The organism is Psychrobacter sp. CLB018 (genome assembly GCF_041222815.1).
Classification (GTDB): domain Bacteria; phylum Pseudomonadota; class Gammaproteobacteria; order Pseudomonadales; family Moraxellaceae; genus Psychrobacter; species Psychrobacter faecalis.
This window is the reverse complement of sequence record NZ_CP166085.1, coordinates 2,839,507-2,854,384: the sequence shown is the minus strand read 5'-3', so window position 1 is coordinate 2,854,384 and position 14,878 is coordinate 2,839,507. Positions and strand designations below refer to the sequence as shown.

The following is a 14,878-nucleotide window of genomic DNA, read 5'->3' as shown; positions in this document are numbered from 1 at the left end:
ACGTATGTAAACTAAAATTTAAACAATTAGAGGCTTATTAAGCAAAACAAACTTGACCCAATACCACGCCTTTACTTGCGCCAGTGACCGCTGGCAAGTTACCAGTTTCTCCCATTAGGGTTTGCCGTGCCAACCATGCAAAGGCAACGGCTTCGACCCAAGCGGGGTTCAGCCCTAAGCTGGCCGTAGTTTCTACTTTGCAGTGAGGTAAATGCGCCTGCAAGCGAGTCATCAAGTAATCATTTAAGGCACCGCCACCGCAGACATAAACCGAGCTGTTTTCATTTGCCTTAATAAACATATTGATTTGCATACTGGCACTCATCGCCGTCAGCTCGGTCAATGTTGCCTGCACATCAGCTGACGAATAGCGAATATGGGCAGAGGCTTGGTCAAATTTTTGCAGCTCGCTTTGTAGCCACGCTAAGTTAAAGTCTTCACGCCCTGTGCTTTTCGGATAGGTTCGCGCAAAAAATGGATGCTCTATCAGTTGATTAAGTAACGGCTCAACGACTTGTCCTGACTGCGCCCATGCGCCACCAGCATCATAATCTTTATCCGTATGCAATGCCGTCCACGCATCGAGTAATAAATTGGCAGGGCCGGTATCATAACCAATCACCGAGCTATTATTAACAACAGCATCATTAGCATTAATAGAGCTGTCATTGGCTGGTAAGACGGTGATATTGGCAATACCGCCCAAGTTTAATAACACTCGCGTGCTATCAGGCATGGCAAATAATGCTTGATGAAAGGCAGGTACTAAGGGCGCGCCTTGACCACCGACGGCCATATCGCGGCGGCGAAAGTCGCTGACCACGCTAATACCAGTACGCTCGGCGATGATATTGGCATCGAGCAGTTGCAAACTAAATCCCATTTGCGGACGATGGCGCACCGTTTGACCATGGCAGCCAATCGCTAGCACCGACTCTACATCGGTATTGGACTGCTGCAATAGATTATTGACCACGTCGCTGGCAAATTCAGCATATTCCTTACTTGCCCAGCCAAACCAGTCTAATTCGCTGCTTGGTTCGCCCATTGTCGAGGTTAATTCTTGCACACCATTTGGCTGACAAAGTGCCAATAACACCTCACGCAGGCGTGGCGGAAAATCTTGGCTAATAGACGCTAATAGCCGTAGCGGTTGTTGGATGTTTTCTTCACCACCGAATTGACAAAGTACCGCATCCATACCATCCAAGCTGGTGCCAGACATCATGCCGATATATAAGCCATCATCGAAGTTTTCAAATACCGTTTGCTCAAGCGCATCGGTCAAGGTGGCATAATTCAAATCGTCATCTAAAGTTTTGTCCAAAGTGTTATTTAAATTATCGTCATAATTGATAGTTGAATCAGTATTATCATTAGTATCAGCAATCGATGCAGGGTTGGTCATGGCAATTTACCTTAAAAAACGCTAGTATATCTCTCAAATTCTAACATCTTTTACGGGCTACGAAATTCTAATTGGCCCAAACGCGTTACCCTTTAAATAAAGACAATAAAGAGAGCATCATGACCACCCAAACTTACACCCTAGAAGAACAACTTGCCCTGATTCAGCGCGGTACGCAAGAAATCCTATCGGAAGACGATTTGGTTAAAAAGTTAAAACTGAATCGCCCGCTGCGTATCAAGGCAGGCTTTGATCCCACCGCGCCTGACTTACATTTAGGTCATACCGTGCTGATTAATAAGCTGAAGCATTTTCAAGACTTGGGTCATGAGATTTATTTCCTAATCGGTGATTATACCGCCAAGATTGGTGATCCATCTGGCAAAAACAGCACACGCCCGCCGTTGACCGATGAGCAAATCAAAGTCAACGCGCAGACTTATGCGGAACAAGTCTTTAAGATTTTGGATAAAGAAAAAACCAAGATTGTCTTTAACTCTGAATGGTTTAAAGACATGTCAGCGGGCGATATGATTCAGCTTTCTAGCCAGTTGACCGTTTCACGCATGCTTGAGCGTGATGATTTCTCTAAACGCTATGCGGCGCAAACGCCAATTGCTATCCATGAGTTTTTATACCCATTGGTGCAAGGCTATGACTCTATCGCGCTAAAAGCCGACGTCGAGCTTGGCGGTACGGACCAAACCTTTAATATCTTAATGGGACGTACTTTGCAAGGTCGTTATGGGCAAGAGCCACAAGTTTGTATCACCGTGCCAATCTTAGAAGGGCTGGACGGCGTTAATAAAATGTCTAAGTCACTCGGCAACTACGTCGGTATTTACGATGCGCCGGGCACCATGTACCAAAAACTGCTGTCGATGCCAGATACCTTAATTCGTCGCTACTTTGAATTTTTAAGCTTTAAGCCGATGGAAGAAGTCGAAGCGTTAATGGCAGAGATGGAAAACGGTCGCAACCCACAAGAAATCAAACGTATTCTTGCTGAAGAATTGATTGAACGCTTCCATGATGCGGATGCTGCTGCTAATGCGCATAAATCAGCAGGTAACGTATTGGCTGATGGCGAATTGCCAGTCGATTTACCAGAAGTGACGTTAGAGTTAGAAGGGCAGGACGCATTATTTATCACGCAAATCCTAAACCAAGCAGAGCTTGCCAAAAATAGCTCATCGGCTAAAGATATGATTAAACGCGGCGCGGTAAAAGTAGATGGCGAAGTGGTCGATGCAGGCTTTAGTTTAACGTCTGGTCAGACAGTCGTTATCCAAGCAGGTAAAAAGGCTTATGCAAAAGTGACAGTTGCTTAAATTGACTAGTTTCAATAATTCAGGTAATCATTAAAGATAAGGTCGATATTGATTGTTGACCTTATTTATTTTGCGTTATGAATTTACTGCGACAGTATTTAGCTCGTGTACTTAAGATATAAATGAGGATTTAATCATGACAGAAAAAACGGTTTGCCAAGGCATTTACCGCCATTATAAAGGCAGTCTTTACCAAGTTTTGCATACCGCGCAGCATTCAGAAACCGAAGAAGCGCTAGTCGTTTACCGCTGCCTATACGGTGAGTATGGCGTGTGGGTACGACCATTAGCGATGTTTACTGAAACGGTTGAAGTTGATGGTAAAGAAATACCGAGATTTGAGCTGATTAAAGCCTTAGCTGATTAAGGCTTTAAAAATACTTAAAACTCATTGCTCAAATAAAAAGCGTCTTTTAAGGTCGCTTTTTTTATATGAGTAAGGCGATCAAATGAATCCAAGCACACAATCTGTGCTGCTATTCGATAGCAAATGACTGTAATAGGAAACGTATATAATAGATACTATATGTACTAAATAATAGTTTCACTGTTTAATAAGGATGTTAGCCGATGGGCAAGTTAACTTTAGCATTGCTTGATAGCAGCTTATATCCACAAAGCTGGCAGCAGCAAATATTTACCAATCCGCGCGCGCTATTGCTAGCCATGCTCATGACAGAAAATATGCCAGATGCCGAAGCATTTACAAAGCAATTATTAGCCAATGATGTTTATCAAGATTGGATAAATAGCAGCGTCTTTGGTCGCTATCTACACCGTAATTTTACGGCGTTTTATCGACAAACAGAAGACAGTTTTAATACCGATATGCCAGCGTTATTTCGCCGCGAGCTTATGCGCCACGCCCAGTGTTTACCAATAGAGCAAGTATTCTTTTTTGCAGGGGATTTAGCAAAAAGCGTGCGCCAGACAAAGGTGTTAATCACAACGCTCAATCCTGCCACCGCGATTATTGATGCTCAACAGTTAAGTGCAAAATCTACTATGAATAATCCGACCATGATTATCAATCAGATAGTAATTAAAGGTAAGCAAGTTTTAGGATTTCCGATACGTCATAATAAACGTACCAGCGAGCGCACGCGTAATGAGGTATTGATTTTGGATTTTCAGGAATTGCGCTTGGTCAATGAAGAGAATGTCATGGCCAAAAAAAGAAGCAACATAGATGCGACTATATTGCTTCGGTCTTATGAATTACGTTAATAAACCGAATGGTCGGCTAAACCTTTAAGAGTCTTGCTTAGCAATCGTTAGACCGTTGTAGGTTTGCGCAACCGGCATCACTTCTAAACGATTGACGTTAATATGGGCAGGCGATTCAATCAGCCATAACAAGATATCGCCAATATCGTCACCGGTCATGGTTTTAAAGCCATCATAAACTTGAGCGGCTTTCTCGTCATCGCCATGATAGCGCACGTTTGAAAATTCAGTGCCCGCCACATTACCCGGTTCAAGATTGGTCACGCGCACTTGCGTACCGAGTAAGTCCGCCCGCAGATTTAAGCTAAATTGTTTGACAAAGGCTTTGGTCGCACCATAGACGTTACCACCAAAATAAGGCCAACTGCCCGCAATTGAACCAACATTAATAATATAACCGCTATCGCGTGCGACCATGGCTGGCAAGACAGCATGAGTCAACGCCATCAAACCTTTAACATTGGTATCAATCATACGCATCCAATCATCAAGACTGGCGTTGTGCGCAGGCTCGGTGCCAAGTGCCAGTCCAGCGTTATTCACCAAGACATCGATTTGACTAAAGTCAGCCGGCAAGTCAGCAATGATTTGTGGAATAGACGCCGTGTCACTGACATCCATGACCACAGGTAAAAATGCTTCGCCCAACGTATTTGCCAAAGCGTTTAGCTTATCTAAGCGTCTGGCACAGCCAATCACGCGATGACCATTGGCAACCAAACGCTCAGCTAATGCTTTACCGAAACCGGCGCTTGCCCCTGTAATCAATACGTTCATCTTATATCCTTATCATTGATGTTGCGTGCTTCATAATTTTTATGACGATAGCTTGTTTTGGTTTAAAGGCGTTGTCTTACTTGTTAAATAACTGCTTACCAAAGATTTTATCGCCCGCATCGCCAAGACCGGGAATGATATAGCCATGCTCGTCTAAATGGCTGTCGAGTGCGGCAGTATAAATGGTCACATCAGGATGGGCTTCATTCACCAAACGCACGCCTTCAGGCGCGGCAACCAAGACCAATGCCTTGATATTAGTACAGCCATTTTTCTTTAGCATCTCGATGGTTGCAACCATTGAGCCGCCAGTCGCTAACATTGGGTCAATGATAAGGGCTGGGCGTTTGTCCATGTGGCTGACAAATTTTTCAAAAAACGGCACAGGCTGCAAGGTTTCTTCGTCGCGCTGTAAACCGACGACAGAGATTTTCGCCGTTGGGATTAAATCGAGCACGCCGTCGAGCATACCGATACCAGCACGCAAAATAGGGACAATAGTCACAGTTTTGCCCGAAATTTGCTCACCAGTGATTTCACCACACCAGCCTTGCATCGGGAAGCTTTCGATTTCAAAGTCACGGCTCGCTTCATACGCCATCAAGCGCGCAAGCTCTTTGGTTAGGGTGCGAAATTTATAGGTGCTACAGTCTTTTTCACGCATAAGGCTGAGTTTATGACGGACTAACGGGTGATCAATAACGGTGATTTTTAAGTCATTCATAAGGTCTCTCTTGATTTTTCGCTGATGCTTGCGCAGTTACTGCGGTTGCTATTAGTAATAAAGATACAAACACTTACTGCACTTCAACCCTATACCTAGACCATCAATAGTAAGCTTAATGCTTTAATAAAAAAGTAAGCCAAAGGCATTTATAACAAGGTTAGTTTTATTTAAGCAAACTATGTTCGACTATGATAACGCCCTAACAAATGAAGTAGTGTTTAGGCTTGCTATGATAACAAAAAAACTGCTTTTCTGATGAAGAATCTTATGACTACACAACCATCCCATACCCATGATAATACTGATAAATTGGATACCAACTCGTTATTGCCCGAAGCGCGCACCGCAGAAGTAGAAACCCATCCCTTTGGTCCAGTATTACCGCCCGATGCTACGGTGATGATGATGGGTACTTTTCCACCGACTGCTGATAAATGGGCAATGCGCTTTCACTATCCGAACTTTTATAATGATATGTGGCGTATCTATGGCAGCGTATTCTTTGATGACATTGATTATTTTAGAGTAGGCGATGAAAAGCGTTTTGACCCTGAGCGTATTCGTGCCTTTATGTTCGAGCGCGGCATTGCCTCTTGTCCTACCGTTACTCAAGCTATTCGGGAAACAGGTAATGCCTCGGACAAAAACCTCACCGTTGTCACCCCCGTTGATTTAGATATTATCTTGCCACAAGTGCCAAAGGTTGAAACCTTATTTACCACCGGCGGTAAAGCCACTGAGGTGCTGCTTAGTTTATTATCCGAGCCACCTGCCAAATCAAAATACCCTAAGACCAACCAAAGCATGGATTACCCTTATAAATGGCAAAATGATAATAATAAAAAATCCAATGTAAATAGTCTTACCTTATATAGGTTGCCTTCAACGTCACGCGCCTATCCTTTAGCGTTAGATAAAAAAGTCGCTGCTTATAAGGATTTCTTTAAAAAGATAGGTAAACTATAAAAGCGTTATGTATAAAAGAGGATTATATAGACAGCTTCCATATAGAAGAAATAAGCGATTTTAAGCAGAAAATGCAGTCTATGATAAAGGTAAAATTATTTTTAACCCTAACTGACTGATAAATAAACAGTATTAATGACAAGGTCAGATAATCGTTAAAATAGCGGATAAACCCCCTTGACCCCCTACTAAAAGCGCGTATAATGCCACCCAGTCGAAAGGGAAGGGCGTTTACAAAGAGCTTTGATACTGAATAAACACCCATTAGCGAGAAAGAACACATCAAACTACTTTTACGTAGGCTGATAAAGTTTTCAAACTAAATAAAAATAACTTCTTGACTAATTAAAATAAGCGTCTATAATACGCACCTCATTAGGGAGAACCGGAACAACTTATATGTCAATTACATATAACAAACCTGGCTAACCCATTGAAACAAATTATAAAAAAGCTTGACAAACCAAATCATTATGATATGATAGTCGGCTCGCTAGATAGGATAAGTTCTTAGCTTAAACTGACTAGCAAAGAGAAAAACCCTATATATCAGTTACTGGACGACAGTAGCTTGACACTATTTAAAAGCATAACTAAAGAACAACTTGTGTGGATTTTTGCTGATTCAGAATGCTAAAAAATAAAGTTGGTTTTACTCTCTTTTCGGGAGTCATTCTAACTATAAAAATTATCATTTAAGACAGCAAGAAAACTCAAAGTTAATTCATTATATGAAACATACGAGAGCGTAATTGCCAGATTAAATGAGCCAAGTTTCGGAGTCTCTTTAAAGGACTTCATGCAAGATTAAACTGAAGAGTTTGATCATGGCTCAGATTGAACGCTGGCGGCAGGCTTAACACATGCAAGTCGAGCGGTAACAGGAGAAGCTTGCTTCTCGCTGACGAGCGGCGGACGGGTGAGTAATACTTAGGAATCTACCTAGTAGTGGGGGATAGCTCGGGGAAACTCGAATTAATACCGCATACGACCTACGGGAGAAAGGGGGCAACTTGTTGCTCTCGCTATTAGATGAGCCTAAGTCGGATTAGCTAGATGGTGGGGTAAAGGCCTACCATGGCGACGATCTGTAGCTGGTCTGAGAGGATGATCAGCCACACCGGGACTGAGACACGGCCCGGACTCCTACGGGAGGCAGCAGTGGGGAATATTGGACAATGGGGGCAACCCTGATCCAGCCATGCCGCGTGTGTGAAGAAGGCCTTTTGGTTGTAAAGCACTTTAAGCAGTGAAGAAGACTCTATGGTTAATACCCATAGACGATGACATTAGCTGCAGAATAAGCACCGGCTAACTCTGTGCCAGCAGCCGCGGTAATACAGAGGGTGCAAGCGTTAATCGGAATTACTGGGCGTAAAGCGAGCGTAGGTGGCTTGATAAGTCAGATGTGAAAGCCCCGGGCTTAACCTGGGAACGGCATCTGATACTGTTAGGCTAGAGTAGGTGAGAGGAAGGTAGAATTCCAGGTGTAGCGGTGAAATGCGTAGAGATCTGGAGGAATACCGATGGCGAAGGCAGCCTTCTGGCATCATACTGACACTGAGGTTCGAAAGCGTGGGTAGCAAACAGGATTAGATACCCTGGTAGTCCACGCCGTAAACGATGTCTACTAGTCGTTGGGTCCCTTGAGGACTTAGTGACGCAGCTAACGCAATAAGTAGACCGCCTGGGGAGTACGGCCGCAAGGTTAAAACTCAAATGAATTGACGGGGGCCCGCACAAGCGGTGGAGCATGTGGTTTAATTCGATGCAACGCGAAGAACCTTACCTGGTCTTGACATATCTAGAATCCTGCAGAGATGCGGGAGTGCCTTCGGGAATTAGAATACAGGTGCTGCATGGCTGTCGTCAGCTCGTGTCGTGAGATGTTGGGTTAAGTCCCGCAACGAGCGCAACCCTTGTCCTTAGTTACCAGCGGTTTGGCCGGGAACTCTAAGGATACTGCCAGTGACAAACTGGAGGAAGGCGGGGACGACGTCAAGTCATCATGGCCCTTACGACCAGGGCTACACACGTGCTACAATGGTAGGTACAGAGGGCAGCTACACAGCGATGTGATGCGAATCTCAAAAAGCCTATCGTAGTCCAGATTGGAGTCTGCAACTCGACTCCATGAAGTAGGAATCGCTAGTAATCGCGGATCAGAATGCCGCGGTGAATACGTTCCCGGGCCTTGTACACACCGCCCGTCACACCATGGGAGTTGATTGCACCAGAAGTGGGTAGCCTAACCTTTTAGGATGGCGCTCACCACGGTGTGGTTGATGACTGGGGTGAAGTCGTAACAAGGTAGCCGTAGGGGAACCTGCGGCTGGATCACCTCCTTATAGACAGCATTCGGTCAGCAAGAATTCACAACAAGTTGTTCTTTAGTTTAAGCTTACGTTTATACAAGCGTAATTTGGGTCTGTAGCTCAGCTGGTTAGAGCACCGTGTTGATAACGCGGGGGTCAGTGGTTCAAGTCCACTTAGACCCACCATTTATATATGGGGCCATAGCTCAGTTGGTAGAGCGCCTGCCTTGCACGCAGGAGGTCAACGGTTCGACTCCGTTTGGCTCCACCACTATAAACGCAGTAAGCTTTGAATGCTAATAAATAAAATAGGTATCAAACAGAAACAAGTGATTCCAATATAGCAATATATTATCTGATTACTTCTTTCTGTTTTATACGGAAACTTACTACTCGACGAGAGAGTAAGAACTATTTAAAAACATAGATATGAGTCTGGGTTAGAGTGGCGTGTTCACGCGACACTCTAACCTTAAGAAATCCTCTTTTAACGACATTGTTTGTTATCCCAAAGAGGATTTCTTAAAAAAATAAAGAGAACTGAATCAAGCGTAAACATAGGTGATATCGTTATCATAATTAGATTGTATGACACTTTGAAGTCGAAAGACTACTTGGGGTTGTATGGTCAAGTAATGAAGCGCACATGGTGGATGCCTTGGCAGTCAGAGGCGATGAAAGACGTGACAGCCTGCGATAAGCTTCGGGGAGGCGGCAATATCCTGTGATCCGGAGATTTCTGAATGGGGAAACCCAGCTAGCATAAGCTAGCTATCTTATATTTATATAAGAGGCGAACGAGGGGAAGTGAAACATCTCAGTACCCTTAGGAATAGACATCAATTGAGATTCCCCTAGTAGCGGCGAGCGAACGGGGAGAAGCCGATTAATGCTAATGTAGAAGAACAGCGTGGGAAAGCTGACCGTAGTAGGTGATAGTCCTGTATTCGAAACATTAGCGTTAACATATTAAGTAGAGCGGGGCACGAGAAATCCTGTTTGAAGATGGGGGGACCATCCTCCAAGGCTAAATACTCCTGACTGACCGATAGTGAACCAGTACCGTGAGGGAAAGGCGAAAAGAACCCCTGTGAGGGGAGTGAAATAGAACCTGAAACCGTGTGCGTACAAGCAGTGGGAGCCTTAATTTATTAGGGTGACCGCGTACCTTTTGTATAATGGGTCAGCGACTTATATTCTGTAGCAAGGTTAACCGTTTAGGGGAGCCGTAGGGAAACCGAGTCTTAATAGGGCGATTAGTTGCAGGGTATAGACCCGAAACCGAGTGATCTATCCATGAGCAGGTTGAAAGTGCCGTAACAGGCACCGGAGGACCGAACCCACTGTCGTTGAAAAGCCAGGGGATGACTTGTGGATAGGGGTGAAAGGCTAATCAAACTCGGTGATAGCTGGTTCTCCCCGAAAGCTATTTAGGTAGCGCCTCGGACGAACACCATTGGGGGTAGAGCACTGTTTCGGCTAGGGGGTCATACCGACTTACCAAACCGATGCAAACTCCGAATACCGATGAGTGATATCCGGGAGACACACAGTGGGTGCTAACGTCCATTGTGGAGAGGGAAACAACCCAGACCGCCAGCTAAGGCCCCAAATTCCTAGTTAAGTGGGAAACGAGGTGGGAAGGCATAGACAGCTAGGAGGTTGGCTTAGAAGCAGCCATCCTTTAAAGAAAGCGTAATAGCTCACTAGTCGAGTCGGCCCGCGCGGAAGATGTAACGGGGCTCAAACTAGGAGCCGAAGCTGCGGATTTGAATTTGTTTTCAAGTGGTAGGGGAGCGTTGTGTAAGCCTGTGAAGGTGTGTTGTAAAGCATGCTGGAGGTATCACAAGAGCGAATGCTGACGTGAGTAACGATAATGCGAGTGAAAAGCTCGCACGCCGGAAGATCAAGGGTTCCAGTCCAACGTTAATCGGGGCTGGGTGAGTCGACCCCTAAGGCGAGGCCGAAAGGCGTAGTCGATGGGAAATCGGTTAATATTCCGATACTTGTTTATAATGCGATGGAGGGACGGAGTAGGTTATGTCAGCCTGGCGTTGGTTGTCCAGGTGAAAGGATGTAGGCTTACAGTTTAGGCAAATCCGGACTGTAATACGGCTGAGATCTGATAGCAAGCGGTACTTGTACCGTGAAGTGGCAAATACCATGCTTCCAGGAAAAGCTTCTAAGCAATAGTTATAAACGAATCGTACCCTAAACCGACACAGGTGATCAGGTAGAGAATACCAAGGCGCTTGAGAGAACTCTGCTGAAGGAACTAGGCAAAATGGTACCGTAACTTCGGGAGAAGGTACGCTGCCGATGGTGATAGGACTTGCTCCTTGAGCTGTTGGCAGTCGCAGATACCAGGCTGCTGCAACTGTTTATTAAAAACACAGCACTCTGCAAACACGAAAGTGGACGTATAGGGTGTGATGTCTGCCCGGTGCTGGAAGGTTAATTGATGGGGTTAGCGTAAGCGAAGCTCTTGATCGAAGCCCCAGTAAACGGCGGCCGTAACTATAACGGTCCTAAGGTAGCGAAATTCCTTGTCGGGTAAGTTCCGACCTGCACGAATGACATAATGATGGCAGCGCTGTCTCCAGCAGAGACTCAGTGAAATCGAAATCGCAGTGAAGATGCTGTGTACCCGCGGCTAGACGGAAAGACCCCGTGAACCTTTACTACAGCTTTACATTGAACTTTGACCTGACTTGTGCAGGATAGGTGGGAGGCTTTGAAGCCGAGACGCTAGTCTTGGTGGAGCCATCCTTGAAATACCACCCTGGTCATGTCGGGGTTCTAACTCAGGTATAACAATACCGAGGACAATGTATGGTGGGTAGTTTGACTGGGGCGGTCTCCTCCTAAAGAGTAACGGAGGAGTACGAAGGTGCGCTCAGAACGGTCGGAAATCGTTCATAGAGTATAAAGGCAAAAGCGCGCTTAACTGCGAGACCCACAAGTCGAGCAGGTACGAAAGTAGGTCTTAGTGATCCGGTGGTTCTGTATGGAAGGGCCATCGCTCAACGGATAAAAGGTACTCTGGGGATAACAGGCTGATACCGCCCAAGAGTTCATATCGACGGCGGTGTTTGGCACCTCGATGTCGGCTCATCTCATCCTAGGGCTGAAGCAGGTCCTAAGGGTATGGCTGTTCGCCATTTAAAGAGGTACGCGAGCTGGGTTTAGAACGTCGTGAGACAGTTCGGTCCCTATCTACCGTGGGCGTTGGAAATTTGAGAGGATCTGCTCCTAGTACGAGAGGACCAGAGTGGACGAACCACTGGTGTTCGGGTTGTCATGCCAATGGCATTGCCCGGTAGCTACGTTCGGATGGGATAACCGCTGAAAGCATCTAAGCGGGAAGCCCACCTCAAGATTAGATTTCCCTAAAGAGCCGTTCAAGACTAGGACGTTGATAGGCAGGGTGTGGAAGCACAGCGATGTGTGTAGCTAACCTGTACTAATTGCTCGTTTGGCTTGACCATACAACACCCAAGTGGTTTGTATCAAGTCTAATTATTTCGATATCACCTTAATCCTTGGTTCAGTTGGATTAAGATGACACTAGTCATTAAACACACAGACTCATATCTAACCCCCTTTGCTGACGACAATAGCATGATGGTACCACCTGATCCCTTCCCGAACTCAGAAGTGAAACATCATCGCGCCAATGGTAGTGTGGCTCCGGCCATGTGAGAGTAGGTCATCGTCAGCTCTCTATTCCTGAAAACCCCCTTAGCTTAATTGCTAAGGGGGTTTTCTTTTGGCTGCGGGGTTTATATAAAAAAATATCGCTTGCCTACTCTAATCAATGCTTATACCAAACCCAATACATAACCTAGAAGACCATGACTTTGGCAAACACTCAAAGACTGAGCGCAATCCCAGAGCCCGACTACGCCTGCTCATCTTATACCAATATAGTATAGGCAAAGCCACTAACGATATTGCTAAAGACCTCTGCATACATCCTGAAACTGCCAGACGGACATTGAAGCGATATTATGAACGAGGACTTGAGAGTCTCTACGATCGTCATCGTCGAGGTCGTCACAGCAAATTGGCAGAAGCAGACATAGCCGCTTTTAAAGCCATGATAGTCTCTGAACAAGAAAAGCGCGCTGGCGGTCGTCTAACAGGCAAAGACATTCAGCAATTGGCTAAAGAACACTACAACGCTCACTACACCGTTAACGGTATCTACGAGCTACTCAAGCGTATTGATATGAGTTGGATAAGTGCTCGTAGTCAGCATCCAAAAGCCGACATACAAGCTCAAGACGCTTTTAAAAAAACTTTATAGCACAGGTTAAGGCGTCACTGCCTACTGATGTGAGCTTAGATCAAGTGGACACCTGGTTTCAAGATGAAACTCGAATAGGACAACAAGGCTCATTGACCAGAGTTTGGCACTATCGCGGTGGGCGACCTCGACTGATCAAACAGCAACAGTTTCATTCCGCTTATCTGTTTGGTGCCTTTTGTCCAGCGACAAAGAAGGCTATCGGCTTAGTACTGCCTTCAGTGAATAAACATACTATGTTATTGCATATGCAAGAGATTAGTAAAGCCGTACCAAAAGGACGTCATGCGGTGGTGGTGATGGACGGCGCATTATGGCATCAACCAAGCTTGAATCAGGCTAATGTCACTACGCTTAAACTACCGCCTTATTCACCTGAGCTTAATCCCTCTGAGAGAGTATGGCAGTACCTTAAGCAAAATGAGCTATCTAATCGTTGTTATGACAGTTATGAGGCTATTGTCGATGCCACTTGCTTGGCTTGGAATAATTTGCTTAAACAGCCACAAAGAATTCGGTCGTTAACTGCTCGTGCTTGGGCACAACTTTAATTGTCGGGTTTGGTATAACTTTACTTATCTGAAGTTATAGTCAAGGAATTCTAGAATCGCTACAAGGCGACCGACCGCAGATAGTACATTGAATACATCCAGGGCGGGTAACACTGTAGCGGTTTAAAAGTGCTCTGACTATATAGTAAAATTCAATTTATTCATTTTCATTCTTAAAAAACATTAAGTAGAAAAATATGGCTGTAGATTTTACCAATACCTTAATTGTTGCGATATCAGCGACGGCTTTATTTGATTTATCAGAATCCGAAAATCATCTGGTAGCGTTATTGCAACAGCGACCTCACGAAGCGATTAAAGAATTCCGCGATTATATGGCTGAACGTGAAAACGATCCGCTCAGCATCGGTGCCGGTTATCCGCTTATCAAAGCGTTGCTAAATTTAAATAACTATTGCCATGATTGTGAAGGGCAGAGTTCAGGTATTGATACACCGCTGGTTGAAGTGGTGATTGTCTCAAAAAGTAGTCCGGATACGGGTATTCAAGTGCTCAACGCGATTCGTGAGCGTGGCTTAACCATTTCGCGCTCGGCATTTATCTCTGGAAGCCCTATTGCACCTTATATTAAAGATTTTAATGTGGATTTGTTTTTGACCACCAATCGTGATGATGCGCAGCAGGTAGCAGATGCCAATATTTGTGCTTGTGCGATATTGGATGCCACTCCGGTCAATACTTATGAGCTTGATACGCAGCAGCTACGTATTGCTTTTGATGGTGATGCGGTGTTATTTGATGATTCAGGTGAGCTGCTTTATAAGCAAAAAGGCTTGCGCGCTTTTCATGAGCGTGAAGCCAAGATGCGTGACTTGCCCATAGAAAAAGGCCCTTATGCCGAGCTGTTGATTAAGCTGTCAAAAATGCAGGAGCGTTTGCCTGCAAGATTGCATACGTCTCCTATGAAGATCGCTTTGGTTACGGCTCGAAATGCCCCTGCCGACTTGCGTGCTATTAAAACGCTACGTGATTGGGGTGTCGATCTCGATATGGCATTTTTTTTGGGCGGACTTGAAAAGACGGCTGTATTAAAAACCTTTGCGCCACATATCTTCTTTGATGATTCGGTCAAACATATTGATGCGGCGCGTGATTTTATGCCAACGGCGTTGGTTCCTTATCATTCGACCTCTTTGCTGCATGCCAAGAGTGTATTAACGGCAGAAAAAGACACCTCATCATTGTCATTTAAACCTGTAAAAAGCCCACGGTCTTCTGTGAGCGAGCAATAGGGTTTTAATAACAT

The 14,878-nt window shown here is 45.1% G+C and carries 10 protein-coding genes, 2 tRNA genes and 3 rRNA genes; 12 read left to right on the top strand and 3 right to left on the bottom strand.

Features of this window, described 5'->3' with window-relative positions:
• Window positions 1-37 precede the first annotated feature (37 nt).
• Entirely contained in the window at window positions 38-1,408 is a 1,371-nt protein-coding gene (locus AB8P72_RS12145) for an anhydro-N-acetylmuramic acid kinase (protein ID WP_198328985.1), read from the bottom strand.
• Window positions 1,409-1,527: 119 nt separating this feature from the next.
• Between AB8P72_RS12145 and tyrS the strand changes: the two genes are divergently transcribed.
• From tyrS to AB8P72_RS12130, 3 genes are all read left to right on the top strand, one after another.
• Window positions 1,528-2,739 (top strand): tyrosine--tRNA ligase, encoded by a 1,212-nt coding sequence (gene tyrS, locus AB8P72_RS12140; protein ID WP_068403761.1) that lies wholly within the window; start codon window positions 1,528-1,530, stop codon window positions 2,737-2,739.
• Between the two features lie 136 nt (window positions 2,740-2,875).
• A complete protein-coding gene (locus AB8P72_RS12135; RefSeq protein ID WP_068403663.1) occupies window positions 2,876-3,106 on the top strand; it encodes a DUF1653 domain-containing protein in 231 nt (76 codons plus the stop codon).
• Between the two features lie 203 nt (window positions 3,107-3,309).
• On the top strand, window positions 3,310-3,966 hold the full coding sequence (locus tag AB8P72_RS12130) for a hypothetical protein (RefSeq protein ID WP_068403661.1): 657 nt from the start codon (window positions 3,310-3,312) through the stop codon (window positions 3,964-3,966).
• A gap of 24 nt (window positions 3,967-3,990) precedes the next feature.
• Here the strand turns inward: AB8P72_RS12130 and AB8P72_RS12125 are convergent, their stop codons facing one another.
• Together AB8P72_RS12125 and upp are read right to left on the bottom strand one after the other, a co-directional pair.
• A complete protein-coding gene (locus tag AB8P72_RS12125) occupies window positions 3,991-4,743 on the bottom strand; it encodes an SDR family NAD(P)-dependent oxidoreductase (protein WP_068403658.1) in 753 nt (250 codons plus the stop codon).
• 76 nt (window positions 4,744-4,819) lie between these two features.
• Complete coding sequence (gene upp / locus AB8P72_RS12120) at window positions 4,820-5,467, bottom strand: uracil phosphoribosyltransferase (protein ID WP_068403656.1); 648 nt, start codon at window positions 5,465-5,467, stop codon at window positions 4,820-4,822.
• Window positions 5,468-5,737: 270 nt separating this feature from the next.
• On the opposite strand from upp, the gene AB8P72_RS12115 reads away from it, so the two are divergent.
• The 9 genes from AB8P72_RS12115 to AB8P72_RS12075 all read left to right on the top strand — a co-directional run bounded on the left by AB8P72_RS12115 (window position 5,738) and on the right by AB8P72_RS12075 (window position 14,864).
• On the top strand, window positions 5,738-6,436 hold the full coding sequence (locus AB8P72_RS12115) for a DNA glycosylase (protein ID WP_068403759.1): 699 nt from the start codon (window positions 5,738-5,740) through the stop codon (window positions 6,434-6,436).
• Window positions 6,437-7,245: 809 nt separating this feature from the next.
• A 16S ribosomal RNA gene (locus AB8P72_RS12110) occupies window positions 7,246-8,784 on the top strand.
• Window positions 8,785-8,860: 76 nt separating this feature from the next.
• Window positions 8,861-8,937 (top strand) — tRNA-Ile (locus AB8P72_RS12105).
• A gap of 9 nt (window positions 8,938-8,946) precedes the next feature.
• Window positions 8,947-9,022 (top strand) — tRNA-Ala (locus AB8P72_RS12100).
• A gap of 355 nt (window positions 9,023-9,377) precedes the next feature.
• A 23S ribosomal RNA gene (locus AB8P72_RS12095) occupies window positions 9,378-12,239 on the top strand.
• A 118-nt stretch (window positions 12,240-12,357) separates the two neighbouring features.
• A 5S ribosomal RNA gene (gene rrf, locus AB8P72_RS12090) occupies window positions 12,358-12,472 on the top strand.
• The 16S, 23S and 5S rRNA genes sit together here with 2 tRNA genes alongside, the layout of an rRNA operon.
• Window positions 12,473-12,568: 96 nt before the next feature.
• The gene (locus AB8P72_RS12085; RefSeq protein WP_369957802.1) at window positions 12,569-13,060 is read left to right on the top strand and encodes a winged helix-turn-helix domain-containing protein; all 492 of its coding nucleotides are present in this window, start codon (window positions 12,569-12,571) and stop codon (window positions 13,058-13,060) included.
• Window positions 13,061-13,089: 29 nt separating this feature from the next.
• A complete protein-coding gene (locus AB8P72_RS12080) occupies window positions 13,090-13,611 on the top strand; it encodes an IS630 family transposase (protein WP_369957700.1) in 522 nt (173 codons plus the stop codon).
• A 197-nt stretch (window positions 13,612-13,808) separates the two neighbouring features.
• Window positions 13,809-14,864, top strand: coding sequence for a 5'-nucleotidase (locus AB8P72_RS12075; protein WP_068406945.1), 1,056 nt, complete (start codon window positions 13,809-13,811; stop codon window positions 14,862-14,864).
• Window positions 14,865-14,878: the final 14 nt, after the last annotated feature.